Source organism: Amycolatopsis bullii (genome assembly GCF_014654205.1).
Classification (GTDB): domain Bacteria; phylum Actinomycetota; class Actinomycetes; order Mycobacteriales; family Pseudonocardiaceae; genus Amycolatopsis; species Amycolatopsis plumensis.
The window spans coordinates 98,245-124,380 of record NZ_BNAW01000025.1; the positions used below are offsets into that span (position 1 = coordinate 98,245).

The window sequence follows — 26,136 nt, forward strand, 5'->3', positions numbered from 1 at the left end:
ACTCACGACCGTGTCAGGATTTTGCGACCGCCACCGTGACCTTCGTGCCGTCGCCGACCGTGCCGGCGAAGCCCTCGGCCACCGGGCCGTGGGTCACCGACGTGGCGAGGGTTTCCGAGGCCAGGAACTCCTCGTGCGTCCGCGCCGCTTCGACGACCTCGGCGGGCGCGTCGACGGTGAGCGCGATCCGGTCGGCGACGTCGAGCCCGGCGTCGCGGCGGGCCTGCTGCACGACCCGGACCAGGTCGCGGACCAGGCCCTCGGCCGCCAGCTCCGGCGTCACCTCGGTGTCGATCAGCACCAGGCCGGACCCGCCGGGCAGTTCCGCCGCCGCGCCGCCGCCCTTGGCGACCAGCCGGCGCTCGAACTCGCCTTCCTGCAGGGCGATCCCGGCCGCGACGACGGCGCCGCCCTGGAACGACCAGTCGCCCGCCTTGACGGCCTTGATCACCGTCTGGACGTCCTTGCCCAGGCGCGGGCCGGCGGCGCGGGCGTTCACCGCGACCTCGAACCCGCCGTGCGCGGCGACGTCGGTGGTCAGCTCGACCGCCTTGACGTTCACCTCGTCGCGCAGGATGTCGGCGAACGGCTCCAGCGAGGAGGCGTCCTCGGCCGCGACGACCAGCGACGACAGCGGCAGCCGCACGCGCAGCTTGTTGGCCTTCCGCAGCGACAGCGCCGACGACGCCACCTGCCGCACCCGGTCCATCGCCGTCACCAGCGCCGCGTCCGCGGGCAGGTCGTTGGCGTTGGGCCAGTCGGTCAGGTGCACCGAGCGGCCGCCGGTGAGCCCGCGCCAGACGACCTCGGTGGTCAGCGGCAGCAGCGGCGCCGCGACCCGCGACGTCACCTCCAGCACGGTGTGCAGCGTGTCGATCGCGTCCTTGTCGCCGGCCCAGAAGCGGTCGCGCGAGCGGCGCACGTACCAGTTCGTCAGGACCTCGAGGAAGTCCCGGACGGTCTGGCACGCGCCCGCGACGTCGTAGTTGTCCATCGCGTACTCGACGTCGGTGACCAGCTCGTGCGTCTTCGCCAGGACGTACCGGTCGAGCACGTTCGGCGAATCCGTGCGCCACGTGCCTTCCACGCCTTCGGCGTTCGCGTACAGCGCGAGGAAGTAGTACGAGTTCCACAGCGGCAGCACGGCCTGGCGGACGGCGTCGCGGATGCCCTTGTCGGTGACGACGAGGTTGCCGCCGCGCAGGATCGGGCTCGCCATCAAGTACCAGCGCATGGCGTCGGAGCCGTCGCGCTCGAACACCTCGTTGACGTCCGGGTAGTTGCGCAGCGACTTGGACATCTTCGCGCCGTCGGAGCCCAGCACGATGCCGTGCGAGACGCAGGTGCGGAACGCCGGCCGGTCGAACAGCGCCGTGGCCAGCACGTGCAGCAGGTAGAACCAGCCGCGGGTCTGCCCGATGTACTCGACGATGAAGTCGCTCGGGTAGTGGTGCTCGAACCACTCGGCGTTCTCGAACGGGTAGTGCACCTGGGCGTACGGCATCGAGCCCGAGTCGAACCAGACGTCGAGGACGTCCGGCACGCGGCGCATGGTCGACCGGCCCGTCGGGTCGTCCGGGTTCGGCCGGGTCAGCTCGTCGATGTAGGGCCGGTGCAGGTTGTCCAGCCGCACGCCGAAGTCCGCTTCCAGCTCGTCGAGCGAGCCGTAGACGTCGGTGCGCGGGTACTCGGGGTTGTCGGACTGCCACACCGGGATCGGCGTGCCGAAGTACCGGTTGCGGGAGATCGACCAGTCGATGGCGTTCTCCAGCCACTTCCCGAACTGGCCGTCCTTGACGTTCTCCGGGTACCAGGTGATCTGCTGGTTCAGCTCGACCATCCGGTCCTTGAACTGCGTCACCGCGACGAACCACGACGAGACCGCGCGGTAGATCAGCGGGTTCCGGCAGCGCCAGCAGTGCGGGTAGGAGTGGTCGTAGGTCTCGTGCCGCAGCAGCACGGCGCCTTGCTGCGCCGCGGACCCGGTGCCGTTCTTCAGGTCCCGCACGATGTTCGGGTTGGCGTCGAAGACCTGCTGGCCCTCGTAGTCCGGCACGGTGGCGTCGAACTTGCCGTGCGCGTCGACCGGCGTCACCGGCGGGATGCCGGCGGCGTCGGTGACGAGCTTGTCGTCGGCACCGTAGGCGGGTGCGATGTGGACGATCCCGGTGCCGTCGTCGGTGGTGACGTAGTCGGCGGCCAGCACCTGGTGGGCGTTCTCGGTGCCGGTGAAGTACGGGAACGGTGGCGCGTAACGGGTTCCGAGCAGCTGCGTACCGGTGTAGTGCGCGACGACCGTGGGCTCCTCGCCGAGTTCCCGCGCGTACGCGGCGACCCGCGCTTCGGCGAGCACGAACCGCTTGCCGTCGTGCTCCACGACGACGTACTGCACGTCCGGGTGCACGGCCGTGGCGAGGTTCGACGGCAGCGTCCACGGCGTCGTCGTCCAGATGAGGAGGTAGGCGCCGTCGAGGTCGTTGTTGTTGCCCTCCAGGCGGAAACCGACCGTGACGGCCGGGTCCTGGCGGTTGCGGTAGACGTCGGAGTCCATGCCGAGCTCGTGGTTGGACAGCGGCGTCGCGTCCCGCCAGCAGTACGGCAGGACGCGGTAGCCCTCGTACACGAGTCCCTTGTCCCACAGGCGTTTGAACGCCCACAGCACCGACTCCATGTACGTGACGTCGAGGGTCTTGTAGTCGTTGTCGAAATCGACCCAGCGGGCCTGGCGGGTGACGTACTCGCGCCACTCGTCGGTGTAGCGGAGGACGGACTCCTGCGAAGCCGCGTTGAACTTCGCGATGCCCATCTCTTCGATCTCGGACGTCTCGGTGATGCCGAGCTGGCGCATGGCTTCGAGCTCGGCGGGCAGGCCGTGGGTGTCCCAGCCGAACCGGCGCTCGACCTTGCGGCCCTTCATGGTCTGGTAACGCGGCACCAGGTCCTTGACGTACCCGGTGAGCAGGTGGCCGTAGTGCGGCAGGCCGTTGGCGAAGGGCGGGCCGTCGTAGAAGACGTACTCGTTTTCGCCCTTCTCACCCGCCGGGCGCGCGTCGATCGTCGCCTGGAAGGTGCGGTCGCTCTCCCAGTAGGCGAGGACCTGCTTCTCCAGGGCGGGGAACGACGGCTGCGACGGGACTCCTGCGCCGTCGCCAAGCTGGGCCTGGGGGTACATCCGGGTGCTCCTCGGTTCGTCGCTCGCGTACGGACGACCGGCTCCCGCACCGGTCACCCACACGGGGACGAGACACCTTCCGGCGTTCCGCGGTACCACCCCGCTTGCCTGCTCGCGCAGGCCACTTCGTTCGACGGCTGTCACGGGCCGCACCCGTCCGGTTCTACTGAGAGCGGTGACGCTCGGTTCTTCCGGAGGCTCCCCGGTGATGGCCGGATCGACGCCTGTTGCCTACCAGGTTAACGGGCCCGCGCAACCGGGTTGTCACGAGGGGCTCGGAGGGTCACGCCGATCGCGACCAGCCACAACAGCCCGGCGATGACACCCACCGCGGGCAGCCCGGCGCCCGACACCCCGCCGAGCACCGCCACCCCGAGCGCACCGCCGGCCTGGCGGGCCGTGTTGTTGATGCCGCCGGCGACGCCCGCGCGCCCGGCCGGGACGTCGCTGACCGCGGCCGTCACCACCGCCGTGGTCAGCAGGCCCATGCCGGTACCGAGCCCGAGCAACGTGGGCAGGAGAGCCGGATAGCCGCTGTTGTCCCCCAGCAGCACCAGGTTCAGCATGCCGAGGACACCGAGGGCGAGCCCGGCCACCATCAGCGGCCGCGGGCCGAACCGGGCGACCAGCCGGCCCGCGACCGGCGCCAGCACCGACAGCGGACCGAACAGCGGGAGCACCTCCAGCCCGGCTTCGAACGCCGACGCGTGCCAGACGCCCTGCAGGTGGAGCGTCAGCACGAGGATCGTCCCGATGCCGACGAAGTTCATCGCCGCCGAGACGAAGGTGGCGGGCAGGGTCCGCCGGGCGATGTCGAGCGGGAGCATCGGGTCCGGTGCGCGGCGTTCGACCACGAAGAAGGCGACCAGCGCGCCGGCCGCCACGACCGCGGCCACGAGGTTTTCGTCGATGACCGCGTACACGCCGGCGCCCAGCGCGGGGGCCGCGGTGGCGACCCCGGCGACGTCGATCCGCCGTCCGGGCACGCGCTCGCCGCGCGGGACGAGCCGCGCGGTCGCGAGGGCGGCCGCCAGCACGACGGGCACGTTGAGCCAGAACACCGGCCGCCAGCCCACCGCCGTCACGATCGCGCCGCCGAGCACCGGGCCCGCCGCCAGCGCGAGGGCCGAGACCCCGGCCCAGACCCCGAGGGCCCGGGCGCGCTCGGCGTGTCCCGGATAGGCGTTCGTGATCACGGCGAGGGTGCCGGGCAGCAGCAACGCCGCCCCCACGCCCTGGCCGGCGCGGGCGGCGACGAGCAGGGGTGCGGTGGTGGCGAGCCCGCACGCGGCCGACGCCGTGCCGAACAGCGCGAAGCCGGTGAGGACGACCCGGCGGTGGCCGAAGACGTCGCCGAGGGCGCCGCCGGTGAGCAGGAACGCGGCCAGGGCGACGGCGTAGCCGTCCACCACCCACTGCTGCGCGGCGAGGCCGGCGTGCAGGCCGGTGCCGATGGTGGGCAGGGCGACGTTGACCACCGTGACGTCCAGCTGGACCAGGAACATCCCGGCGCACATGGTGAGCAGGAGCATGGCCCCAGTGGACCGCGCGGACGCTTCCGTTTGCGTGGAAGTGTCGCCGGGGCACCCTGGAGGGCATGGAAGGCGACGCCGACATCGCGCGCACGGCCGCGCTGTTCGCGGACCCGGCGCGGGTCCGGGTGCTGCTCGCGCTGGCCGACGGCCGCGCGCTGGCGGCGTCGGTGCTGGCAGCCGAGGCGCGGCTGTCCGCGCCGGGGGTCAGCGCCCACCTGGCGAAGCTGCGTTCCGCGGGCCTGGTCGTCGCCGAGAAGTCGGGGCGGCACCGGTTCTACCGGCTGGCCGGCCCGGACACCGCGGAACTGCTGGAGACGCTGGCGCGGTGTTCGCCGTCCCAGCCGGTGACGTCGTTGCGCGAGGGCACACGGGCGGAGGCGCTGCGGACGGCCCGGACGTGCTACGACCACCTGGCCGGGCGACTCGGGGTGGCGGTCACGTCGGCGTTGCTGGCCCGGGGTGCCCTGGCGGGCCCTGACGACACGCGGCGGCGTCCCGGGGACCGGATTTCGGCGCCGCTGGGCGAGCACCCGTACACGCTGGGGCCTGCGGCTGCCGGGGTGTTCGGTGCGCTGGGCGTGGACGTCGAGGGCGTGGCGGCCGGGCGGCGGCCGTTGCTGAAGTTCTGCCTGGACTGGAGCGAGCAGCGCCACCACCTGGCGGGTGCGCTGGGGGCCGCGGTGGCGACCCGGTTCCTCGACGCGGGGTGGGTGACGCGCCGCTCGCAGGCCCACCGCGCGCTCCGGCTGACGCCGGACGGCGCGCAAGCCCTGGAAGCCCACCTCGGCCTGGCCGCTTGACGGGCATCACGCGTGATCCGGCGGGCATCACGGGTGATGGGAGGGGCATCACACGTGATCCGGCGGGCATCACGGGTCAGCGGTGGGCGGCTGCCAGGGCGGCGTTCGGGCGGCAGACGTCGCAGGGGGTGAAGCCGAGCTGGCGGGCCTCGCCGACGCCGATCGGGATCGTGTCGCGGGTGCCGAGCCAGGAGCAGGTGCGGAGGTGGTAGCGGGGGTGCTCGTCGACCACCACGACCTCGTCCTCGAGGTCGGCCAGGAGGGCGGCGTCCTCTTCCGGGGTGTCTTCGACGCCCGGGTCGGAATCGGGCGTTGTTTCGGCCTCGGCTGAAGCGTCGGCCGGCTCGGGCTCCGGCTCCGGCTCGGGCTCGGGCGTGTCGGCCGGGTCACCCAGGTCGCCGGAGGCCGGGATCAGGGTGGTTTGTTCCTCCTCCACCGGCTCCGGCGTGGCCACGGCGGGAGCGGAGACAGCGGAAGCGGCGGCGGGAGGCGCGGCGGCCCGGCGACGGCGGCGCAGCCAGTCGGCGACCAGGATCAGCCCGGCCAGCACGGACAGGCCGATGGAAACCCACGCCCACAGCGAAGACGCCGTGATCAGCGCGGTGACGAGCAACCCCAGAGCCGCCAGTACCAGGACCAGCACGATGTAAAGCACGCTGAATTACAGCACGAACGAGCCGGGAGCGGACCACGACCCGCCCACGTGTGGTACCGGATCGACTCCGAACCGTGGCGCACCCCGCCGACCGGGGTGCGCCACGGCGAAGAACACTCAGCCGGCTTCGGCCCGCGGGCCGAAGGAGTACCCCTGGCCGCCGCTCGTCGAACCGGACGACTGCCCGGAGCCCGACGACGCCGACGCGGGGGCCGCGGATCCGCGGTCGTCGAGTTCGCGCAGCTGGGACTCGAGGAACCCGCGCAGCCTCGTGCGGTACTCCCGCTCGATCGTGCGCAGCTCTTCGATCTTCTTGCCCAGCCCGCTCTTCTCGGAGTTCAGGCTGTTCATCGTCTCGGTGTACTTCCGCTGCGACTCGCGCTCCAGCGTGGTCGCCTTGTCCCGCGCCTGACGCTCGAGCGTCTCGGCCCGGGTCCGCGCGTCGTTCAGCATCGTGTCGACGCGGGTGCGGGCCTCGTTGACCATCGAGTCGGACTTCGCCCGGGCGTCCGAAAGCAGCTGCTCGGACTTGGTGCGGGCCTCGGCCAGCATCCCGTCGGACTCGGTCTTCGCCTCGGCGGTGAGCCGGTCGGCCATTTCCTGGGCCAAGCCCAGCACCTTGGCGGCCTGCACGTTCGGCTCCGTGCTGTCGCCCACCATCGAGTGCGCCTGGGTCTGCTCCATGGCCGACTGCGGCGGCGGCACCGGCGCCAGGCGCCGCGACGGCTCTTCGCGCATCGGGGGCGCGCCGACGTTCGCCTTGGCGCTCTCCAGCTCGCTGCGGGTCGACTCGAGCTCCGCGTCCAGCTGTTCCATCTGCTGGCGCAGTTCGTTGTTGTCCTCGATCAACCGGGCCAGCTCGGTCTCCACCAGGTCGAGGAACGCGTCCACCTCGTCCTCGTTGTAGCCCCTCTTGCCGATGGGCGGCTTGCTGAACGCGACGTTATGCACGTCAGCGGGGGTCAACGACATCAGATCACCTCACGCACTCCATGGCCTGCAGGGTCCACCCAAGTTTCCCCGATCAACTTGGAGTCGCCAGTTGCATCGCGAAGAACACAACCAACAGCAGCACCATAATCGACAAGTCCAGTCCGACGCCGCCGATCCGGACCATCGGAATGATCCTTCTGAACAAACGGACCGGCGGGTCCGTCACTGTGTAGATGGTCTCGAGCGTGACCGCAACCCCTCCGGCCGGATGCCACTCACGAGCGAAGGTCCGGACGAGTTCGACCACGATCCGCGCCGTCAGCAGCAGCCAGAAGGCGAACAGCACGTACCAGACGACCAGCCACACAGCTTCCACATGCCTACTCTAACCGGGCGTCCTCTCCGAAGACGCAGTTGAGGGGGCCGACCCCGGATCGGGTCGGCAAAGTCACGTCTGCTTGCGCTCAGCGGTCCGACCGACTTCAGCCCCGCAAAAACAATCCGCCCTCGGCAATCCGCCGACGGTCTTCCGCCGTGACGTCCACATCGGGCGGTGAGAGAAGGAACACCTTGTTGGTGACCTTGTCCATCGACCCTCTGAGCGCGAACGCCAGCCCGGCGGCGAAGTCGACGAGCCGCTTCGCGTCCGCGTTCTCCATCTCGGTGAGGTTCATGATCACCGGGATGCCTTCGCGGTAGTGCTCCCCGATCGCCCGCGCCTCCGCGTAACTGGTCGGGTGCAGCGTGGTGATGCGGCTCAACGGGTCACGCACCGGCTGGCGGACGACCGGCTCCACGACCGGGCGCAGGCGCGCCACCGGCTCCGGCTGGCGGTCCATGGCGAGCGCGCCGTGGACCGCGGGCTCGGAACTGGCCACGGAGCGTGACCGGCTGCGGCTGACGGGCTCGTCGTACGTGTCGTCGACCTCGCGGTACCGTGAGCGCGACGACCGCGGGGCCGGCTCCTCGTAGGAGTCGTAGTCGTCGTCGTAACCGCGCCGATAGTCGTCTCCGTCGTCGTAGCCGTCGTCGTCTGCGGGCACCATCCCGAAGTAGGCCTTCAGCTTCTGCAGCGCGCTCATGCCTCTCCCTAGCCCTAGCCGCTCCCGCACTGACTTTCGATCTCCACGCCGTCAGTGCCCCGCACGGGCGGCCACGAAACGTGACGACCGCGCGAGCTCCCTACGGCGAGGCTAAACCGCGCCCACCGAGCAACGCGGTTCCGACACGCACACAGGTCGAGCCGTGCGTGATCGCCTGCTCGAGATCATGGCTCATCCCGGCGGAGACGTCTGCGGCATTCGGGTGATCTTTGCGCAGGCCCTCCCCCGCCCGAGCGAGCCGCTCGAAGGCGGCGGCCGGGTCGGCGCCCAGCGGCGCGACGGCCATCAGGCCGCGAAGCCGCAGCTCTTCGGACTGCGCGATGCGGTCGGCGAGCGCGCCCAGCTCGGACAGCGGGCAGCCGCCGCGCTCCGGGTCGTCGTCGAGGCTGGCCTGGATCAGCACGTCGAGGGGTTCGTCACGTATCTGGGCGGTTTGAACCGCACGCACCGCTTTCGCGAGGGCGTCGGCGAGGCGCGCGGAATCGACGGACTGCACCTCGTCGGCCCACCCGACCACGGACTTCGCCTTGTTCCGCTGCAGCCGGCCGACCATGTGCCACCGCAGTCCCGGCACTTCGGCGGCCTTCGGTCCCGCCTCCTGGTCGCGGTTCTCACCGACGTCGGTGACGCCGAGCTCGGCCAGCAGCGCGACGTCGGACGCGGGGAACGTCTTGGTGATCGCGATGAGCTTGACCTCGTCGCGGGCCCGTCCGGCCGCCCGGCAGGCGGCGGCGATCCGCTCTTCGACCTCGGCCAGGTTCTCGGCCAGCTCGGCCTTGCGGTCGGTCATGCCTCGATCCAGGTGATGCCCGCGATCCGCCCGGTGGTCCCGTCGCGGCGGTAGCTGAACAGTGTCTTGTCCTCGTTCGTGCACCGCGGGTCGACGCCGATCTTGCCGACGCCGAGGTCGGCGAGCTGCCGCCAGAGCCCGGCGCGCAGGTCGAGCCCGGGCGTGCCCTTGCGGGTCTTGCACGCGCTGCCGGGGACGTGTTTCTCGACGTCGGCGGCCATTTCGGCGGGGACCTCGTAGCAGTCGCCGCAGATGGCCGGGCCGAGCAGCGCCTCGATGCGCCCCACCTCGGCGCCGGCTTCCTGCATGGCCTTGATCGCCGCCGGGACGACGCCGACGCGCGTGCCCACCCGGCCCGCGTGCACCGCCGAGACCACCCCGGCCTCGGCGTCGGCCAGCAGGATCGGGACGCAGTCGGCGACCAGCACCACCAGCGCGACGCCGGGGGTCGCCGTCACCAGCGCGTCGGTCGCCTCGGCCGCGGCGGTCTCGGTGCCGTCGACGACGGTGGCCGTGCGGCCGTGGACCTGCTCCATCCAGGCCAGCTTGTCCTCGGCCAGGTCGAGCTCGGCGGCCAAGCGTGTGCGGTTGGCGTAGACGTTGCCCTCGTCGTCGCCGACGTGGTCAGCCAGGTTGAAGGTGTCGTACGGCGGCCGTGACGCGCCGCCCGCCCTGGTCGTGACCACTCGCCGAACCCGCATGCTCCCCATCCTCCCAAACGCGGGGAAGGCCACCTCGAGATCCTCGAGGTGGCCTTCCCGAACAGCTGTCGTCAGCGCCGCATGAACGGCGGGACGTCGACCTCGTCGTCCGACGGGTCGTCGTGCACCGGCATCGCGCGCCCGGGGAGGCTGCCCTGGGTCGCGTTGGAGCCGAGCGGCGAGTAGCCGCGCGAGCCGCCGCCGGGCTGCGGGAGCCCGCCGGACGGCTGGTTGCCGCCGGCCGAGGGCAGCGGCGAGTGCGTCCGCGGCGGCGCCACCGGGTAGCCGGAGCTGCCCGCGGACGGCACCGGGGTGGCGCCCGACGGCGGCGTCGGCGGGTTCGAGACCTGCCCCGCCGAGGCCGAGGCCGTGGTCGACGACTGGCGCGAACCCGAGCCGAAGGTCGACGGGTCCAGCTTCTTGTGCGTCGGCGCGCCGGCGTCGAACCCGGCCGCGATCACCGTGACGCGGACCTCGTCGCCGAGGGAGTCGTCGATGATCGTGCCGAAGATGATGTTGGCGTCCGGGTGCGCGGACTCCTGCACCAGCGACGCGGCCTCGTTGATCTCGAAGAGGCCCAGGTCGGAGCCGCCCGCGATGGACAGCAGCGCGCCGTGGGCGCCGTCCATCGAGGCTTCCAGCAGCGGCGAGTTGATCGCCTTCTCCGCGGCCTGGATGGCCCGGCCCTCGCCGCGCGCGGAGCCGATGCCCATCAGCGCGGAGCCCGCGCCGGACATGACGCTCTTGACGTCGGCGAAGTCGAGGTTGATCAGGCCCGGGGTGGTGATCAGGTCGGTGATGCCCTGGACACCGGAGAGCAGCACCTCGTCCGCCGAGCGGAACGCGTCCATCAGCGAGACGCCGATGTCGCCGAGCTGCAGCAGCCGGTCGTTCGGGATCACGATGAGCGTGTCGCACTCGTTGCGCAGCGCCTGGATGCCCTCTTCGGCCTGCTTGCCGCGCCGCTTGCCCTCGAAGGTGAACGGCCGGGTCACCACGCCGATGGTCAGCGCGCCCAGCTTACGGGCGATCTGCGCGACGACCGGCGCACCGCCGGTGCCGGTGCCGCCGCCCTCACCCGCGGTCACGAACACCATGTCGGCGCCCTTGATGACCTCTTCGATCTCTTCGCGGTGGTCTTCGGCGGCCTTCTGGCCGACCTCGGGGGCGGCGCCCGCGCCGAGGCCGCGGGTCAGCTCGCGGCCGATGTCCAGCTTGACGTCGGCGTCGGACATGAGCAGTGCCTGTGCGTCGGTGTTCACCGCGATGAACTCGACACCCTTGAGGCCGACCTCGATCATGCGGTTCACGGCGTTCACGCCGCCACCGCCGATGCCGACCACCTTGATCACCGCAAGGTAGTTGTGCGGGGGCGTCATCGAAGTCCGCCTTCCTGATCGTTGTGCCCGTACAGCCCGCCGGCCGAAGATCGAACCCTCGACCTCAACCCCAGATCGAGAGTTATGTCAACCGCCGACGTTAGGCAGGACGGTAGGCACCAGGCAGGCTCTAATCCAGTAGGCACGCCGTGTGTCGCAAAGGTGTTTTGCCACAACACGTTCGAGCGCGCAAGAGCGGCGGCCCGCGAGCACCGCCGGCGGCCGGTCTGGTATGGCCCCCCGATCAGGCGGGCGCGGGCATGCTCATGAGCACTTCCGTGGGGGCTCCGGTGGCCGATCCGCCCGGCGGTTCGACGCTGACCGCGACCTTGTCGGCGCTTCCGACGCCGTCGGCGACGACCAGGCCGCCCTGGTCGGCGGCCGCGATCACCCCGGCCGAGCGGGGCGCGGCCGCGCCGGTGATCAGCCAGGCTTCGTAGACCTTCCCGCCCGGCTGCGACGGCAGGCCCGCGTCCATCACCATCACCCGGTTCAGCGACCGTGACAGGACAACCGTGACGCCGCCGCCGATCGGGGCCTCGCCGTGCGCGGTCTTCGCGTCCGGGGCCGCGAGCAGCGCCGCCACCGGCGCGAACTGCTGTTTCGCCTGGTCGAGGCGGCTCTGGGCGGTCTGCAGCTCCTGCCGCTGGGTCAGCGCGATCCCGCCGAAGACCCCGCCCGCGGCGAGCCCGATCACGGCCGCCGCGGCCGAGACGAGCACGGCCCAGCGCGGGGCCCGCGCGGAGCGGCGGTGCCGGTCGGGCGCGCCGGGCCGGGTGCGCGGCGGCAGCTGGCGGGTGGCGTGCATGGCGGTCAGCACGCGGTCCTTGAAGTACGGCGGCGGCTCCTCGGCCATCGCCGCGCCCAGCCGGGCCGCCGTCGCGCGCAGCTCGGCGACCTCCTGCGTGCACGACTCGCACTGTTCGAGGTGGCGGGCGAACTCCGCGCGCTCGACGTCGTTGACGGCGTCGAGCGCGAAGGCGCCGGCCAGGGTGTGCATCTCCGGCGTGCTCAAGCGGTCACCCCCAGGCAGTCCCGCAGGCGGATCAGTCCGTCCCGCAGCCGCGTCTTGATGGTTCCTTGCGGCGTCGACAGCACTTCGGCCACCTCGCGATACGTATAGCCCTGGTAGTAGGCGAGCAGCACCGATTCGCGCTGCAGGTCGGTCAGGAAGGACAGGCACCGGCGCACCTGGGAGCGTTCGAGCCGCGCGGTGACGGACTCGGCGACCTCGTCGAACGGGCGGCCGCGGGCGGCTTCGAAGGTCGCCTTCTGCTCGCGTTCGGTGCTCGCCCGCGCCGAGCGGACGCGGTCGACGGCGCGGCGATGGGCCAGCGTCATCGCCCAGTTCAGGGCGGAGCCCTTGTCGGGGGCGTACCGGGTCGCGGTGCGCCACAGCTCGACGAGGACCTCCTGGGCGACCTCTTCGGACTGGGCCGCGTCGCGCACGATCCGCCGCACCAGGCCGTAGATCGGCCCGGCGAACTGGTCGTAGAGCAGCTCGAAGGCCCGCTCGTCACCCTTGGCGACGCGCACCATGAGTTCCTCGGCGGTCGGGCCGGCCGGGGGTTCGGAGGGCACCGGCGCCATCCGGCGCGGGCGGGCCGGCTCATCCATGCAGCTGTCCTCCGGCGTTCTGCGGGGTGCGCGGCACGACCGCGGCCTTCCGCAGCCACAGGGCGACGCCGTGGCGGCGGATCAGCGCGGACACCCGCTGCGGGAGCAGCGGCCGGGCCAGGACCAGCCGGGCCAGCCACCGCGGGTTCACCGGGCGGCGAACTCCCCGCAGCGTAGCGACCAACGGGGTCGAGGTCCCGTGGTGCAACGCGACGGTGAGGTCGAGCAGCGCCTCCGGGCGGGGCAGGCGCATCCGGTATTCGCCGTCCATCTCCTGGAACGGCGAAACGTAGAACTCCTTGGCCGCGCGGGCGAGCCCGGACTCGTCGGGGTGCAGCAGGTAGGCGTGGCGGCCGCCGTAGGTGTTGTGCACCTCGGCGACCACGCACCCGAGCCGGCCGTCCGGGTGGTGGCACCAGTAGACGCTGATCGGGTTGAACACGTACCCGAGGACGCGGGCGGCGGCCAGCATCACGACCTTCCCGCCGCGCAGGTCGACCCCGCGCTCGGCGAGCCAGGCGTCCAGCTTCTCCCGGATGCCGCGCGGATCGCCGGCCACGAAGTGGTCACGGCGGTCGAAGCGGGCGAACGGGCGCAGCCACCACGGCAGCCGCGGCAGGTCGTCGAGGTCGACGCGCCACAGGTACACGCGGTGGGCGAAGGCGTGCGGCGGGTCGATCCGCCGGACGTGCGCGACCGTGGCGTCGTAGAGCGCGTTCGTCACCACGTCACCCCCAGGCTTTCCGCGGCACGGGCACCCGAGGCGCAGCCGTCTTCGTGGAAGCCCCAGCCGTGGTAGGCGCCGGCGTAGGCGAGCACGCCGTCGTTGAGCTCGGCCAGCCGTCGTTGCGCGGCAACGGATTCCGGTGTGTGGACCGGGTGCTCGTACCGCATCCGCGCGACGACGTGGTCCGGTGCGGGACCGTCACCGGGGTTGAGCGTGACGACGTAGCCGGTCGGTTCGTCGAGGCGCATCAGGCGGTTCATGTCGTAGCTGACCCGGACGGCGCCGGTGGGTGCGCCGCAGGCGGGCGCGCGGTAGTTCCAGCCGGCCCGCGCGCCGGGCAGCGAGGGCAGCACGCTCGTGTCGGTGTGCAGCCAGGCCTCGTTTTCGGAGTACCGGAACGCCCCGAGCACCGCGCGCTCGGCGGCGGTCGGGTTGGCCAGCAGGGCCAGCGCCTGGTCGGCGTGCGTGGCGACGACGACCTTGTCGACGCGGTGCGGGGTGTCGGCGTCGTCGCGGATCTCGACGCCGCCGGCGGTCCGCAGCACCGAGCGCACCGGCGTCGACAGGTGCACGGCGGTGAGCTGCTTCGCGGCGAGCTCGACGTACTCGCGCGAACCACCCACGACGGTCCGCCAGGACGGCGAGTCCTTCACCGTGAGCATGCCGTGGTTGCGGAGGAACTCGAACAGGTACCGCGCCGGGTAGCGGAGGGTGTCGGCGCGGTCGGCCGACCACACCGTGGACACCAGCGGCAGCATGAAGTGGTCGACGAAGTAGCGGGTGTAGCCGCCGATGGCGAGGAACGCGCCGAGCGTGACGTCGCCCGCGTCCGCCGCCGCCAGCAGCCGCTTCGCGTGCCGGTGGAACCGCTTCACCTCCGTCAGCATCCGCAGGTAGCGGCCCCGGACGGCGTTGCCGCGCTGGGCGAACAGGCCGGGCACGCCCTTGGCGCCGGCGTACTGGAGGCCGCAGCCGTCGCAGCGGATGCTCATCGACATCTCGGTGTCGCGGGTGGGCACCCCCAGCTCGCCGAACAGCTTCAGCAGGGTCGGGTAGGTGCGCTCGTTGTGGACGATGAACCCGGAGTCCACGCCGATCGTGCCGCCGTGGGTGCTCGGCACGTCGTGCGTGTGCGCGTGCCCGCCCAGGCGGTCGTCGGCCTCGAACAGCAGAACCTCGTACTCGCGTTGCAGCAGGTATGCGGCGGTCAGCCCGGCCACCCCGCTGCCGATGACGCCGATGCGTTGTCCCGTGATCTCCACACCGGTCCTTCGGGACCGCGCCCCCGCCGGATTGCCGGACCGGCGAAGTCCGCTGCCGCCGCTGGTCGGACCAATCCGGCGGGGCGGGGAGAGCGAATCCCGGGCATGCCGCACACCACCGCGCACCGCCTCGCCTCGTTCGCCGGGAAACTCCTCGGCGGGCCGCTCCCCGTCGGCCTGCGGACCTGGGACGGGACCCGGGCCGGCCCGGACGACGCACCGACCCTCGTGCTCCGCAACCGCCGCGCCCTGCGCCGGCTGCTCTACGCGCCGGGCGAGCTGGGGCTCGCCCGCGCCTACGTCACCGGTGACCTCGACGTCGAGGGCGACCTGGCCGACGGTTTCCGCCGGATCCGGGCCCTGACCCGCTCGGGGGAGCTCACCCCGGCGAAGCTCGGGCCGCGGGAGTGGGCGGAGGCCCTGCGGCTGGCCGCCCGGCTCGGTGTCGCCGGGCTGCCGCCGAAGCCGCCCGCCGAAGAGGCCCGGCTGACCGGGAAGCTGCACAGCCTGCTGCGCGACCGCTCCGCCATCGCCCACCACTACGACCTGAGCAACGCCTTCTACCAGCTGCTGCTCGACGAGTCGATGGCGTACTCGTGCGCGTACTTCACCGACGAGTCGCAGAGCCTCGGCCAAGCCCAGCACGACAAGCTGGAGCTGATCTGCCGCAAGCTGGGGCTGCGGCCGGGCATGCGGCTGCTCGACGTCGGCTGCGGCTGGGGCTCGCTGCTCGTCCACGCGGCCAAGCACCACGGCGTCGAGGCCGTCGGCATCACGCTCTCGGCCGAGCAGCTGCAGCACATCCGGGGCCGGCTCGCCCAGCACGACCTCGAAGACCGCGTCGAGGTGCGCCGGCAGGACTACCGGGAGCTGCCGGACGCGCCGTTCGACGCGGTCGCGTCGATCGAAATGGGCGAGCACGTCGGCGAAGTCAACTACCCGGCGTACGCGGCGACGCTGCACCGCATGGTGAAACCGGGCGGGCGCGTGCTGCTCCAGCAGATGTCCCGCGGGAACGTCGCCCCCGGCGGCGGCGCGTTCATCGAGCGGTACATCGCCCCCGACATGACCATGCGGCCGGTCGGCCGGACCATCGACCACCTGGAGACCGCGGGTCTCGAGGTGCGGGACGTGCACGCGCTGCGCGAGCACTACGTCCGGACGGTCCGGGCCTGGGCGGACACCCTGGAGGAGAACTGGGCCGACGTCGTCGCGCTCATCGGGGAGACGGACGCGCGGGTCTGGCGGCTGTACCTGGTCGGCGGGGCGCTGGCGTTCGAGGAGAACCGGATGGGCGTGGACCAGATCCTGGCGGTACGGCCGCACGCGGGCGGCGCCAGCGGCCTGCCCCCGACGCGGGAGTGGTGACGATGCCGCAGCTGCTCGTCACGGCCGCCGTCACGCTCGCCGCGGTGGCCGTGACCTTCGGGATCGCGCGGGCGCGCAAGCGCTACGACACGATCGACACGTTCTGGGGGCTGGGCTTCGCGCTCGTCGCGGTCGCCGCCTTCCCGTTCGGCGACGGGCCGCTCCCGCTGCGGCTGGTGGTGGTGCTCCTGACCGTCGTCTGGGGGGTGCGGCTCGCGGTGCACCTGCACCTGCGCAACCACAAGCTGCCGGAGGACCCGCGGTACGCGCGGATGGGCCACGGCCCGGCCAAGATGTTCCTGCGCGTCTATCTCTTCCAGGCCGTGGTGCTGTACTTCGTGTCGCTGCCCGTGCAGTTCGCCGTGGACGGCACGGGGATCGGCGTCCTGGGCTGGCTGGGCATCGTGGCGTGGCTGGTCGGCTTCGCGTTCGAGACGATCGGCGACGACCAGCTGCGCCGGTTCAAGGCCGACCCGGCCAACCGCGCCCGCGTGCTGGACACCGGGCTGTGGCGCTACACGCGGCACCCGAACTACTTCGGCGACGCGTGCGTGTGGTGGGGCCTCTACCTGCTGGCCTGTTCGACGTGGCCGGGCGCGGCGACCGTCCTCTCCCCCGTGGCGATGACGTTCACCCTGGCCCGCGGGACGGGAAAACCGTTGCTGGAGAAGGGAATGGCCCGCACTCGCCCGGCCTACGCGCACTACGTCGAGCGGACCAGCGGCTTCTTCCCGTTGCCGCCCCGGCGCGTCACTCCCCGGTGAGGCCGTCGGTGAGCTCGCGCAGCAGGTCGAGGTGGCCGACGTGGCGCGCGGTCTCCTCGATCATGTGCGTGAGGACCCAGCGGACGTTGAAGGTCTCGTCCTTGTGCGTCACTTCGTCGTCGAGGCCGCGGGCGGCGACGATCTCGCGGCTGCGGGCACACTGCTTCTCGTAGTCCGCGAGGAGCTGCTCCACCGACGTCCCGGGCGGGATCCGGAACTCGGCGTCCGGGTCCTGCTCGAGGCGCTCTTCCCAGGTGTCTTCCTCGCCCTCGACGACCACGGCGAACCAGAACCACTCGTTGAGCGTGAGGTGCGCGACCAGCCCGGCGACGGTCGTCAGTTCGCTGGGCAGGTGCACCCGGCGGGCCTGCTCTTCGGTGAGGCCGCCGGCCTTCCACGCGACGGTGGCGCGGTGGTAGTCGAGCAGGCTGGTCAGGATCTCCCGCTCGCCGCCGGTGAGCGGGACGTCCGGGCGCGGTGGTCGTTCGGTCATGGGCGGAACTCTGCCAGAGGGGTCCGACAGTTCCCGGCCGGTCAGCCGAACGCGGCCAGCGCGACCGGCTCCCACTTGCGCCAGCCGTCCAGCCGGTCCCGGTATTCGGCTTCGACCGCCGCGAACGACTTGCCGAAGAACATCCGGGCCGGCGGGTTTTCGGTGTCCGCCAGCGCCAGCAACGGTTCCCGGGTCGCCCGGGGGTCGCCGAGGTCCCACTCGATCCGCGTCGCTTCGCGCACGGCGTCGTAGTCCGGGTGCGGCTCGCTCTGCCGGACGCTGCCGCCGCCGAAGTCCGTGCGGTACGGGCCGGGCTCCAGGCAGATCACGTCGATCCCGAAACCCCCGACCTCCTGCCGCAGCGACTCCGAAAGCCCTTCGACCGCCCACTTCGAAGCGTGGTACGCGCCGATGCCCGGGAACGCGCGGATGCCGCCTTCGCTGGTGACCTGGATGATCCGGCCGCGGCCCTGCCGCCGCATGATCGGCAGGGCCGCCTGGGTCAGCCAGAGCGTGCCGAAGAAGTTCGTCTCGAGCTCCGCCCGGACCTCCTCCTCGGTCAGCTCCTCGACCATCCCGAAGTGCCCGTAACCGGCGTTGTTCACCAGCACGTCCAGTGCTCCGAACTCCGCCGCCGCCCGCCCGACCGCCTCGACGGCGGCGGCGCGGTCGGTGACGTCCAGCCGCAGCGGCAGCACGGCGTCGCCGTACTGCTCGACGAGCGGCCGCAGGCTTTCGACGTCCCGCGCGGTGGCGGCGACCCGGTCGCCCCGGGCCAGCGCCGCTTCGGTCCACTCGCGGCCGAAGCCCTTGGACGTCCCGGTGATGAACCAGCTCTTCGTCACGACATGCCCTTCCTGCTCGAATTACTGCATCACAAGCTAACAGTAGCATGGACTGCATTATTGCGTTGGATGGTAAGGTCACCGGCATGATCGCGAACGACGGGCGCCGTGAGCGCAAGAAGGCCCAGACCCGCGCCCGCATCCAGGACGCGGCCCTGGACCTCTTCGCGAGCCAGGGCTACCGCGAAACGACGATCGCGCAGATCGCCGCCCGGGCCGACGTCGCGACCCGCACGGTCACCCTGCACTTCCCGGCCAAGGACGACCTGCTCTTCGCCGACGACCCGTTCACCCCGGAGTCGCTGGCGGCGCGGCTGCGCGACCGGCCGCCGGGCAGCACGCTCGACGCGGTCCGCGAGTGGATGCACGCGACCATGCGCGAACTCGACGAGCGCGACCGCGCTTCAGGGGTCGATCCCGCGCACATCTGGCAGCGCCGCGCGCTGCGCGCCGACCTCCTCATGGCCGACGACGACCTCCGCGGCCGGGCCCGCGCCGGCTACCGCGACCTCGAGCTCCTGATCGCCGCGGCCCTCGGCGACGACCTCGGCCACCCGGCGGACGCCCTGCTCCCCCGGCTCGCGGCCGTCACCGTGGTCACGGGCCTCCGGGAGATCTACGTGACCCGCGAAGGCCGGGCGCGGCCGGAGATGCACGAGCTGGCCGGCCTGGTCGACGAAGTGCTCGCCTTCGCCGAGGCGGGCCTCCGCACGGCGTGAGGTCCGGCCGTCCTCGCCGGAATGATCGAATCGGTTCGATCATCACCTGCCCCGGTGAACGCCCGTCGAGCTGCTTGCGCATCCCCGATGCGTACTCTACGTTCAAATATCGTCGATGCGGTTCGACACACCGTGACGGATCGCCGTCTTCTGGGGGCAGTCGAGCACTCATGCGCAAGCGCGGTCACCACCGGCACGCCGGGGCCCGGCTCACGGCCGGGCCCCGGACGAACGTGCTGGCCCTGGTCGTGCCGCTGCGCGCCGGCGCCCACGACGTCGTCGTGCGGGAGTTCGTCGCCGCCGCCATCTCCGCGGCCGGCGCCCGGGACCACGCCCTGCTCCTGGTCACCGCCGAAGAGGGGCCCGCCGCGCTGCGCCGCGCGGTGTCCGATTCCGTCGCCGACGGTGTCGTCGTCATGGACGTCGAAGCCGCCGATCCGCGTGTGCCGGTGCTGCTCGGGCTGGACCGGCCGGCGCTGCTGATCGGCGTGCCGGACTCCCCGCGCGGGCTCGGCTGCCTCGACCTCGACTTCGCCGCGGCGGGTGCGCTCTGCTTCGGCCACCTGGCCGGCCTCGGCCACGAGCACGTCGCCCTGATCGGCCCGCCGCCCGCGGCCTACCGGCGCGGCAGCAGCGCCGCGACCCGGCTCGCCCAGGGCTTCACGGCGGAAGCGGCCCGCCGGGGCCTCCGCTCGACGACGCTGGCCTGGGGTGACACCCACTGGCGGACGCTGCGCGGCCTCGACGCGCTCTTCGCCCACCACCCGGACGTCACCGGCCTCGTCGTGCACAACGAAACGGCGCTGCCCGCGGTGCTGGCGAGCCTGCAGCACCGCGGCCTGCGCGTGCCCGAGGACGTCTCGCTCGTCGCGGTCTGTCCGGGCAGCCTCACCGCGCACAGCCTGCTCGAGCTGACCTGCGTGGCGATCCCGGCGCGGGAGATCGGCGCGCTGGCCGTCGAAACGGTCATCGGGCAGCTCGACGACGGCACCGCGCCCGGAACCCGGCTCCTCGCCCCGCGCCTGACCCCGGGCGCCAGCACCGCGCCGCCCCGGCTGCCCTGAACCCGGGCGAACAGCTTCCCCGCATTCTGCCACTGCCGGTATTCCGGTGATCAATTGTCGGCGATGGGTTCACGGAAATGACGTATTGCCCTGGCCGCCCGATCCAGTGTTAACGTGACCGCGGCTATTTTGCCGCGCGCATTCGGCGCGCGGAATCGGGGGAAACGATCTCGGCCGGAGGGGTCCCGACATGCATCGAAGACAGCTGGCGCTGGCGGCCGTGGTGGTGGCGGGCTGGTCGTTGCCCGTTCCGGCGACGGCGGAACCGGCCACCGCACCCGGCATCCCCCGCGATTCCGGACAATCCGTCACGCTGATCACCGGCGATCGGGTACGGGTGCTCCCGAATTCGCGCGGGAAAAACACGGTCGTGGTCGAACCGGGCCCCGGCCGCGACCGGATCGGTTTCTTCCGGGAAACGATCACCGGCGCGAAGCCCGGTGACATCACCGTGGTGCCTTCGGACGCGCTGGCGCTGGTGAGCGCCGGAAAACTCGATTCCCGGCTGTTCGACGTCTCCGAACTGCTGCGCCGGCACCTCACCGATGCCGCGGGCGCGCTCCCGTTGATCGTCACCTACGCCGACGGCGCTCCCGCGGCCACGCCGCCCGCCACCACGGCCGTCCGCGACCTGCCGAGCGTGCGCGGCGCGGCCCTGCGCCAGGACCGGCACCGGGGAACGGAGTTCTGGACCTGGCTCACCGCCGGGCCCGGGCTGCGGACCCCGATCGGCAAGGTCTGGCTGGACGGCCTGGCCGAGCCGGCCCTCGACGTCAGCGTGCCGCAGATCGGCGGCCCGACCGCGTGGCAGGCCGGCTACACCGGCCGCGGGATCACCGTCGGCGTGCTCGACACCGGCGTCCGGGCCGACCACCCGGATCTCGCGGGCAAAGTCGTGGAAGCGCAGGACTTCACCGGCACCCGGCCGGACGCCGGTGACGACGTCGGGCACGGCACGCACGTGGCCGGCATCATCGCCGGGACCGGCGCCGCCTCCGGTGGCCGCTACCGCGGGGTGGCGCCGGACGCCCGGCTGATCAGCGGCAAGGTCTGCCTCGCCTACGGCTGCCCGGAGTCCGCGGTGATCGCGGGCATGGAGTGGATCGCGCCGAAGGTCCGGGTGGTCAACCTGAGCCTCGGCGGCGACGCGACCGACGGCACGGATCCGGTGTCCCAGGCGGTGAACACGTTGACCGCCCGCTACGGCACCCTCTTCGTCGCGTCGGCGGGCAACGACCGCTCGCTCGACCTGCCCGAACCGGGACCGGTCGTCGCACCCGCCGTGGCCGATGCGGCACTGGCGGTCGGCAGCGTGTCGGCCCAGGACACCACCAGCGCCTTCTCCAACCGGGGCTTGCGGCTCGGCGACCACGCGGTCAAGCCGGACGTCGCCGCGCCCGGCGAAGGCATCGTCTCGGCCCGGGCGGCGGGCACGCGCGACGGCGACACCGCGCCGGTGGACGGCGACTACGCCCGGCTTTCCGGGACGTCGATGGCGGCACCGCACGTCGCCGGTTCGGCGGCCTTGCTGCTCCAGCGGCACCCGGACTGGCTCGCCGGCCGGCTCAAGTCCACGTTGACGAGCACCGCGAAGCCCACCGCCGACGTAGTCGAGCAGGGCGCCGGCCGGGTCGACGCCGGGCGCGCGGTCACCCAGCAGGTCACCGCCACCACCGGCAGCCTCGGCTACGGCTTCGTCGCCTGGCCCCGGTCCGGGCCCGTCACCAAGACCGTGACCTACCACAACGACGGGGACGCGGCCGTCACCCTTTCGCTGGCCACGAACCCGCAGCCGCTGTTCAGCCCCTCGGCGACGTCCGTGGTGGTGCCCGCGCACGGCGATGCCGACGTCGGCGTCACCCTCCAGGCGGGCGCGAGCGCTGCCGGCCCGCAGGGCGGCCGGCTGACCGCGACGGCGCCCGGGATCGCCGTGCAGACCGCGCTCGGCGCATTCCTCGAGCCCGAGAGCTACGACGTGTCCGTGCGGCTGATCGGCCGCGACGGGCAGTTCACCGCCGGCGTCGCCACGCTCGTCGACACCACGACGGGGGCCGCGTTCGGCGTCCGGCCGTTCCGCGCCGACGGCACGGCCGTGGTCCGGGTGCCCAAGGGGCGGTACGACCTCAACGCGTTCGACGTGTCCGGTGACCCGAGCGGCCGGACCCGGCCGGCCGCCGTGACGCTGCTTTCCCGGCCCGGTCAGCCGGTGACCGGCGCGGTTTCGATCACTTTGGACGCCCGGGCGGGCAAACCACTGCGCGCGGTGGTCGACCGCCCGGACGCGCGGCTGCAGGGCGGCGAACTGGGCCTGGTGTCCGGAAACCCGGCCGGGACCCGCACGAACACGCTCGCCTGGATCGCCCAGCCGGGCACCGAGCTGTACGCGGCGGGCTCGGGCAGCGAAGTCACCGACCACACCTACGGGCTATACTTCCGGGCGACGCTGGCCGCCCGGCCGCCCGGGGTGGATCCGAACGGGTACGTCTACCAGCTGGCGCTCCTCGAACGCGGCCGGGTGCCCGCCGATCCCGTGTTCCGGGTGCGGGACCGGGACCTCGCGGTGGTCGACACCCGGTACCACACCCAGGGGAAACCGGCGGAGAGCCTGCGCCTCGACGACGTCACCTTCGGTTTCCCGGGCGCCGACAGCGGGACCTACCAGGTCACGGCGCAGGCGCTGCCGAGCCGGCGAACCGAGTACTACACGACCGGCGTCGCCTGGCAGCACCTCTTGGCGGTGTACCCGGACCCGCTGACCGACGCGGAAAACAACTACTCGTACCGCACCTACCGGCCCGGGTTCGAGCACGCCGGCTGGAACCGCGCGCCGGTCGGGCCCGCCTTCGGCGCACCGCAGGACGGCTGGGGCGTGGTCCGCGCCGGGAACCAGCTGGTGTACGCGATCCCGCTGGTGTCGGGCAGCGATCCGGAGCAGTACACCTCGCCACCGGGTGGCCTCACCGGCACGGCGACGCTGTCACGTGACGGCGTCGCGCTGGCCACCGCGCCGAGCCCGGCCGTCGGGGCGCTGGCGATTCCGGACACCGCGGGCACCTACACGCTGCGGTCGGTGGCCACGCGCAGCGTGCCGTGGTCGGTGGTGGGGACCGCGGTGGACGTGGCGTGGACGTTCCGCGAGCCCGGCTCGGCGGCGCCGGCGAAACCGTTGCCGCTGCTGGTGGTCCGCGCCGAGGGCGCGGTCGACGAGCAGAGCCGGGCCCCGGCCGGGAAGCCGTTCGTGCTCGCGCTGACCGCGCAGCGGCAGCCGGGCGCGGGCGAGCTCCGGCTGGCGGATCTGCGCGTCGAAACGTCCACTGACGACGGTGCCCGGTGGACGGTCGCGCCGGCCGCCCGGATCGGCAACGGGGGTCTTGCGGTGGTGCGCAACCCGGCGGGCGAAGGGTTCGTGTCGCTGCGGATCACCGCCCGGGACGCGGACGGCAACGCGGTCACCCAGACCGTGATCAGGGCGTACCAGACAGCGCCGTGACGGCGATCGCGGCGAGCGGCACGACGAAGGCGGCCCCGGTCAGGAGCTTGAGCTCCCGGCCGTGGGCCCGCCACTCGCCGTCCCACCCGCTTTCGGCGTCGTAGCGCAGGTTCGCCGTCGTCATCAGCGCCCGGCCCAGCCCGAACCCCGCACCCGCACACAGCGCCGCAGGCAGCGAAGCCGTGAAAGCCACGGCGATCGCGGCGACGTACGGCAGGCCGCTGGGGAGGTACGTGCGCGCGCCGGTGCCCATTTCGAACCCGAACTGCAGCGGGCCGAGGTGCCGGCCGAGCCGGAACACCGTGTCCGGCACCAGCCGGCGGTTCTCCGGCAGCCGGAACGACCACACACCCGTTTCGCGCAGCAGGACCGCACCCAGCGCCGCGGCCACCACGGCCCAGCCGGCGGCCGCCGGGAGCGGGGCGCGCAGCAGGGAACCGGCCACGAGCAGGACGAGCGCGGACAGGGCGCCGCCGCCGAGGAGCCCGGCGCAGAACGCCAGTGTCGGAGTGCCTCGCCAGACCGGCGAGCTCAGCACGAAGGCCGAGTTCCGGCTTCAACTGGAGCCGCTGGTGGCGAACCCGGCGGCCGCGCAGAGGACGAGCCACGCGGCCGGCAGCAACCGGCCCGGCGCCAGCAGGAGCGCGAGGGTCACCGCGGCCGCGGCGAGCGCCAGCCCGGCGGCGATCGTCAGCGGGTGCCAGCGGCGCCGGGCGGTCCCGTCCGTCACAGGGCGGCGCGGCAGATGGTCAGGTACGTCTGGCCGGTGTACCCGCCGCCCCAGAAGGTGGAGAAGCCGTCGGAGCAGCGGTAGACCTTCTGGTCCGGCGTCGTCCACCGCCACGCGTTCTTGCCGACGAACTGGCCGCACGTGTTGGCCACCGGCTGGTGGTCGACCTGGAGCCCGCCCTCGTTCCACGTGCCGTACTTGTGCCAGCCCGCTTCGCAGTAGCCGCTCCCCCGCCAGAACCCGCCGAAGCAGGCGGCGTAGGTGTTGACGTAGGCGCCGCTGGTGTCGGTCAGTTCGGCGTAGCCCGCCGGATAGGCGTCCCGGCAGTCGTTGCGGTCGAAGCCCGGCATGCCGTACGGGCTAAACTCGGCGTTCGCCGTCCGGACGCGGGACAGGCCGGACCAGTCGAGCGCGGTCGCGCCGATGGTCAGCGCGCCGAGCGCCACCGCGCGCAGGAACGTCCGGCGCGTACCGCGGACCTTCAGCTTCCGGCCCGCGCGGGTGGCCGCGGCCGCCGGGCCGGGCCGGTCAAGGCCGGGAATGTGCGACAGCTCCAGCGTCACCGGTCTCGCCTCCTTCCTCCGGCGCGGCCCAGGCGGCCACTGCCGTGTCCACTTCGGCCGCACGGACCGGGAGCAGCATCCGGCGGACGCGGCCGGTGCCGTCGAGCAGCATCAGCACCGGCGGCGCGAGGTGGGAGACCGCACGCCACGCTTCGGTGTCGCTGACCACCGGCAGGCCGTGGGCGAGGTCCGCCCACGTCGTCCGCGGTTCGTGGGTCAGCAGGGTCGCTTCCGCGCCGAGCCCGGCCAGCCGCTCGGCCACGGTCAGGCACAGCGGGCAGCCCGAATCGACCGCCGCCACGATCCGGCCCGCGAACCGCGGGCCGAGGACCAGCTCCGGCGGCGCGGCCACGAACCCGTCCGTGCTGCGGGTGATCATCCCGCGCAGCAGCCGGACTTCGCGCAGGACGGCCGCCAGCCCGAAGAACAGCAGGATGATCGCCGCCCACGTGAGGATGGTGAGCGCGGTCGAGGCGGTCATCGGCGGTCCCAGGCGACGTCGAGGTCGTCGAGCCAGTCGAGCCGCTCCAGCTCGGTCTTCGCCGCCGTGTCCGCGAGGTGCACCTCGGCCACGCCCGCCGGGCAGCCCAGGACGAAGGACTTCCCGGCGTACCCGGACTTCCAGACTTCACCGTGTTTCGTGCGCGCGCCCGCGTGCCGCGGGAGCAGGGCCGCGGCCTGGCGTGGCGCGGGGATCGAGAGCGAACCGTGGTCCCTCACCACGACCACGAGGTGTTCGTTCATCGGGTCCAGCAGCGTCTCGGCGCGGGGGACGACGGTCATGCCGTCGACGTGGTCTTCGATGCGCAACGAGCCGAACAGGGCCCGCACGCGGTCGCGGTGGGGCGCCGGGCCGGCGTACACCGTCATCAGCTCGTGGTAGGTGCCGAGCAGGGTGGCCACCGACGACTGCCCGTCGCGGGCCTCGGCGACGACCACCTCCCGGCCGTGCACGACCAGCCGCTCGCGGGTGTCCGCCGGAGCGACGTGCATGCACGCGAAGTCGTGGTAGCCGCGGGGCCCGATCTGGAACCCGGTGCCGTAGGAGCCGCCGACGAACCGGACGCCGGCCACGACGTGCGAGACGGGGGCCGCCGCGGGCAGGCCCACGGTCACCCGGTCGCCGCTCGGCGCCACCAATCGCAGCCGTTGTGCCCCCATGACACCTCCGATTCCCGGAATCGCACCCGGCGAGCGTAGCCGACGGATTCCGCGGTGGCCACGATCGTTTTCCAACGGCTTCCGAATTGCTCCGATCGGGGACGGCACTTTTGGCGTTGAATACAGTGGGTTCATGCTCACTTTCTGGTCCGCGGCATTGACGGCGTTCGGGGCGGTGCTCCTGACCGCGGCCGGCGCGGCCCACGCGGTCCGCCACCGGGAGCACCGCGCGGTGCTGCGCGCCCACCGCCTGCTGCCGCCGAGC

Annotated in this window: 26 protein-coding genes; 6 read left to right on the forward strand and 20 right to left on the reverse strand. The window is 72.6% G+C overall.

Features of this window, described 5'->3' with window-relative positions; all coding sequences use genetic code 11:
• Window positions 1–13: 13 nt before the first annotated feature.
• Together ileS and IE317_RS25800 are read right to left on the reverse strand one after the other, a co-directional pair.
• Window positions 14–3,172, reverse strand: a complete 3,159-nt coding sequence (gene ileS / locus IE317_RS25795; protein WP_191313918.1) for an isoleucine--tRNA ligase — start codon at window positions 3,170–3,172, stop codon at window positions 14–16.
• Window positions 3,173–3,411: 239 nt separating this feature from the next.
• A complete protein-coding gene (locus IE317_RS25800) occupies window positions 3,412–4,704 on the reverse strand; it encodes an MFS transporter (protein ID WP_191313919.1) in 1,293 nt (430 codons plus the stop codon).
• Window positions 4,705–4,769: 65 nt separating this feature from the next.
• On the opposite strand from IE317_RS25800, the gene IE317_RS25805 reads away from it, so the two are divergent.
• Window positions 4,770–5,507: an ArsR/SmtB family transcription factor gene (locus IE317_RS25805; RefSeq protein ID WP_191313920.1), complete on the forward strand. Its 738-nt coding sequence runs from the start codon at window positions 4,770–4,772 to the stop codon at window positions 5,505–5,507.
• A 76-nt stretch (window positions 5,508–5,583) separates the two neighbouring features.
• Here the strand turns inward: IE317_RS25805 and IE317_RS25810 are convergent, their stop codons facing one another.
• From IE317_RS25810 to IE317_RS25860, 11 genes are all read right to left on the reverse strand, one after another.
• A complete protein-coding gene (locus tag IE317_RS25810) occupies window positions 5,584–6,162 on the reverse strand; it encodes a hypothetical protein (protein WP_191313921.1) in 579 nt (192 codons plus the stop codon).
• A 117-nt stretch (window positions 6,163–6,279) separates the two neighbouring features.
• A complete protein-coding gene (gene wag31 / locus IE317_RS25815; RefSeq protein WP_191313922.1) occupies window positions 6,280–7,134 on the reverse strand; it encodes a DivIVA-like cell division protein Wag31 in 855 nt (284 codons plus the stop codon).
• 52 nt (window positions 7,135–7,186) lie between these two features.
• Window positions 7,187–7,462 (reverse strand): YggT family protein, encoded by a 276-nt coding sequence (locus IE317_RS25820; protein ID WP_013224824.1) that lies wholly within the window; start codon window positions 7,460–7,462, stop codon window positions 7,187–7,189.
• 115 nt (window positions 7,463–7,577) lie between these two features.
• On the reverse strand, window positions 7,578–8,177 hold the full coding sequence (locus IE317_RS25825) for a cell division protein SepF (RefSeq protein WP_191313923.1): 600 nt from the start codon (window positions 8,175–8,177) through the stop codon (window positions 7,578–7,580).
• Window positions 8,178–8,277: 100 nt separating this feature from the next.
• On the reverse strand, window positions 8,278–8,988 hold the full coding sequence (locus IE317_RS25830; RefSeq protein ID WP_191313924.1) for a YggS family pyridoxal phosphate-dependent enzyme: 711 nt from the start codon (window positions 8,986–8,988) through the stop codon (window positions 8,278–8,280).
• Window positions 8,985–9,689, reverse strand: a complete 705-nt coding sequence (gene pgeF / locus IE317_RS25835) for a peptidoglycan editing factor PgeF (protein WP_191313925.1) — start codon at window positions 9,687–9,689, stop codon at window positions 8,985–8,987. Before pgeF ends, IE317_RS25830 begins: the two co-directional genes overlap by 4 nt.
• Before the next feature lie 71 nt (window positions 9,690–9,760).
• Window positions 9,761–11,068 (reverse strand): cell division protein FtsZ, encoded by a 1,308-nt coding sequence (ftsZ, locus tag IE317_RS25840; RefSeq protein ID WP_191313926.1) that lies wholly within the window; start codon window positions 11,066–11,068, stop codon window positions 9,761–9,763.
• Between the two features lie 244 nt (window positions 11,069–11,312).
• Window positions 11,313–12,068 (reverse strand): anti-sigma factor, encoded by a 756-nt coding sequence (locus IE317_RS25845; protein ID WP_191313950.1) that lies wholly within the window; start codon window positions 12,066–12,068, stop codon window positions 11,313–11,315.
• An 11-nt stretch (window positions 12,069–12,079) separates the two neighbouring features.
• Window positions 12,080–12,685, reverse strand: coding sequence for an ECF RNA polymerase sigma factor SigK (gene sigK, locus IE317_RS25850; RefSeq protein ID WP_191313927.1), 606 nt, complete (start codon window positions 12,683–12,685; stop codon window positions 12,080–12,082).
• Complete coding sequence (locus tag IE317_RS25855) at window positions 12,678–13,412, reverse strand: DUF1365 domain-containing protein (RefSeq protein WP_191313928.1); 735 nt, start codon at window positions 13,410–13,412, stop codon at window positions 12,678–12,680. Before IE317_RS25855 ends, sigK begins: the two co-directional genes overlap by 8 nt.
• Window positions 13,406–14,674, reverse strand: coding sequence for an NAD(P)/FAD-dependent oxidoreductase (locus tag IE317_RS25860; protein ID WP_191313929.1), 1,269 nt, complete (start codon window positions 14,672–14,674; stop codon window positions 13,406–13,408). The genes IE317_RS25855 and IE317_RS25860 overlap by 7 nt, the downstream gene beginning before the upstream one ends.
• Window positions 14,675–14,779: 105 nt before the next feature.
• On the opposite strand from IE317_RS25860, the gene IE317_RS25865 reads away from it, so the two are divergent.
• Window positions 14,780–16,042 carry an SAM-dependent methyltransferase gene (locus IE317_RS25865; RefSeq protein ID WP_191313930.1) on the forward strand — a complete coding sequence of 421 codons (1,263 nt, stop codon included), beginning with the start codon at window positions 14,780–14,782 and terminating at the stop codon, window positions 16,040–16,042.
• Between the two features lie 2 nt (window positions 16,043–16,044).
• Window positions 16,045–16,806, forward strand: a complete 762-nt coding sequence (locus IE317_RS25870) for a DUF1295 domain-containing protein (protein WP_191313931.1) — start codon at window positions 16,045–16,047, stop codon at window positions 16,804–16,806.
• Here the strand turns inward: IE317_RS25870 and IE317_RS25875 are convergent.
• Both IE317_RS25875 and IE317_RS25880 read right to left on the reverse strand, forming a co-directional pair.
• Window positions 16,793–17,299, reverse strand: a complete 507-nt coding sequence (locus IE317_RS25875) for a DinB family protein (protein WP_191313932.1) — start codon at window positions 17,297–17,299, stop codon at window positions 16,793–16,795. The two genes, IE317_RS25870 and IE317_RS25875, sit on opposite strands and share 14 nt — an antisense overlap.
• A gap of 41 nt (window positions 17,300–17,340) precedes the next feature.
• Window positions 17,341–18,144 (reverse strand): SDR family NAD(P)-dependent oxidoreductase, encoded by an 804-nt coding sequence (locus tag IE317_RS25880; RefSeq protein ID WP_191313933.1) that lies wholly within the window; start codon window positions 18,142–18,144, stop codon window positions 17,341–17,343.
• A gap of 86 nt (window positions 18,145–18,230) precedes the next feature.
• Between IE317_RS25880 and IE317_RS25885 the strand changes: the two genes are divergently transcribed.
• The 3 genes from IE317_RS25885 to IE317_RS25895 all read left to right on the forward strand — a co-directional run bounded on the left by IE317_RS25885 (window position 18,231) and on the right by IE317_RS25895 (window position 23,417).
• Entirely contained in the window at window positions 18,231–18,863 is a 633-nt protein-coding gene (locus tag IE317_RS25885) for a TetR/AcrR family transcriptional regulator (RefSeq protein ID WP_191313934.1), read from the forward strand.
• A gap of 170 nt (window positions 18,864–19,033) precedes the next feature.
• Window positions 19,034–19,927, forward strand: coding sequence for a LacI family DNA-binding transcriptional regulator (locus IE317_RS25890; protein ID WP_191313935.1), 894 nt, complete (start codon window positions 19,034–19,036; stop codon window positions 19,925–19,927).
• 190 nt (window positions 19,928–20,117) lie between these two features.
• Window positions 20,118–23,417, forward strand: a complete 3,300-nt coding sequence (locus IE317_RS25895; protein ID WP_191313936.1) for a S8 family serine peptidase — start codon at window positions 20,118–20,120, stop codon at window positions 23,415–23,417.
• On the opposite strand, the gene IE317_RS25900 is transcribed toward IE317_RS25895, so the two are convergent.
• The 5 genes from IE317_RS25900 to IE317_RS25920 are packed head-to-tail and all read right to left on the reverse strand — an operon-like array spanning window position 23,392 to window position 25,871.
• Window positions 23,392–23,955, reverse strand: coding sequence for a hypothetical protein (locus tag IE317_RS25900; RefSeq protein ID WP_191313937.1), 564 nt, complete (start codon window positions 23,953–23,955; stop codon window positions 23,392–23,394). The genes IE317_RS25895 and IE317_RS25900 overlap by 26 nt on opposite strands.
• Before the next feature lie 18 nt (window positions 23,956–23,973).
• Window positions 23,974–24,147: a hypothetical protein gene (locus IE317_RS25905; RefSeq protein WP_191313938.1), complete on the reverse strand. Its 174-nt coding sequence runs from the start codon at window positions 24,145–24,147 to the stop codon at window positions 23,974–23,976.
• Window positions 24,144–24,710 carry a hypothetical protein gene (locus tag IE317_RS25910; protein ID WP_191313939.1) on the reverse strand — a complete coding sequence of 189 codons (567 nt, stop codon included), beginning with the start codon at window positions 24,708–24,710 and terminating at the stop codon, window positions 24,144–24,146. The genes IE317_RS25905 and IE317_RS25910 overlap by 4 nt, the downstream gene beginning before the upstream one ends.
• Window positions 24,676–25,191, reverse strand: a complete 516-nt coding sequence (locus IE317_RS25915) for a hypothetical protein (RefSeq protein ID WP_191313940.1) — start codon at window positions 25,189–25,191, stop codon at window positions 24,676–24,678. The genes IE317_RS25910 and IE317_RS25915 overlap by 35 nt, the downstream gene beginning before the upstream one ends.
• Window positions 25,188–25,871, reverse strand: a complete 684-nt coding sequence (locus IE317_RS25920) for a hypothetical protein (protein WP_191313941.1) — start codon at window positions 25,869–25,871, stop codon at window positions 25,188–25,190. Before IE317_RS25920 ends, IE317_RS25915 begins: the two co-directional genes overlap by 4 nt.
• Window positions 25,872–26,136 lie beyond the last annotated feature (265 nt).

Excerpts from the sequence above, each read along its gene's own strand:
- ileS (WP_191313918.1), bottom strand. The coding sequence starts at position 3,172 with ATGTACCCCCAGGCCCAGCTTGGCGACGGCGCAGGAGTCCCGTCGCAG.
- IE317_RS25800 (WP_191313919.1), bottom strand. The coding sequence starts at position 4,704 with ATGCTCCTGCTCACCATGTGCGCCGGGATGTTCCTGGTCCAGCTGGAC.
- IE317_RS25805 (WP_191313920.1), top strand. The coding sequence starts at position 4,770 with ATGGAAGGCGACGCCGACATCGCGCGCACGGCCGCGCTGTTCGCGGAC.
- wag31 (WP_191313922.1), bottom strand. The coding sequence starts at position 7,134 with ATGTCGTTGACCCCCGCTGACGTGCATAACGTCGCGTTCAGCAAGCCG.
- IE317_RS25825 (WP_191313923.1), bottom strand. The coding sequence starts at position 8,177 with ATGAGCGCGCTGCAGAAGCTGAAGGCCTACTTCGGGATGGTGCCCGCA.
- IE317_RS25830 (WP_191313924.1), bottom strand. The coding sequence starts at position 8,988 with ATGACCGACCGCAAGGCCGAGCTGGCCGAGAACCTGGCCGAGGTCGAA.
- pgeF (WP_191313925.1), bottom strand. The coding sequence starts at position 9,689 with ATGCGGGTTCGGCGAGTGGTCACGACCAGGGCGGGCGGCGCGTCACGG.
- ftsZ (WP_191313926.1), bottom strand. The coding sequence starts at position 11,068 with ATGACGCCCCCGCACAACTACCTTGCGGTGATCAAGGTGGTCGGCATC.
- IE317_RS25845 (WP_191313950.1), bottom strand. The coding sequence starts at position 12,068 with ATGCACACCCTGGCCGGCGCCTTCGCGCTCGACGCCGTCAACGACGTC.
- sigK (WP_191313927.1), bottom strand. The coding sequence starts at position 12,685 with ATGGATGAGCCGGCCCGCCCGCGCCGGATGGCGCCGGTGCCCTCCGAA.
- IE317_RS25865 (WP_191313930.1), top strand. The coding sequence starts at position 14,780 with ATGCCGCACACCACCGCGCACCGCCTCGCCTCGTTCGCCGGGAAACTC.
- IE317_RS25870 (WP_191313931.1), top strand. The coding sequence starts at position 16,045 with ATGCCGCAGCTGCTCGTCACGGCCGCCGTCACGCTCGCCGCGGTGGCC.
- IE317_RS25875 (WP_191313932.1), bottom strand. The coding sequence starts at position 17,299 with ATGACCGAACGACCACCGCGCCCGGACGTCCCGCTCACCGGCGGCGAG.
- IE317_RS25885 (WP_191313934.1), top strand. The coding sequence starts at position 18,231 with ATGATCGCGAACGACGGGCGCCGTGAGCGCAAGAAGGCCCAGACCCGC.
- IE317_RS25890 (WP_191313935.1), top strand. The coding sequence starts at position 19,034 with ATGCGCAAGCGCGGTCACCACCGGCACGCCGGGGCCCGGCTCACGGCC.
- IE317_RS25895 (WP_191313936.1), top strand. The coding sequence starts at position 20,118 with ATGCATCGAAGACAGCTGGCGCTGGCGGCCGTGGTGGTGGCGGGCTGG.
- IE317_RS25915 (WP_191313940.1), bottom strand. The coding sequence starts at position 25,191 with ATGACCGCCTCGACCGCGCTCACCATCCTCACGTGGGCGGCGATCATC.
- IE317_RS25920 (WP_191313941.1), bottom strand. The coding sequence starts at position 25,871 with ATGGGGGCACAACGGCTGCGATTGGTGGCGCCGAGCGGCGACCGGGTG.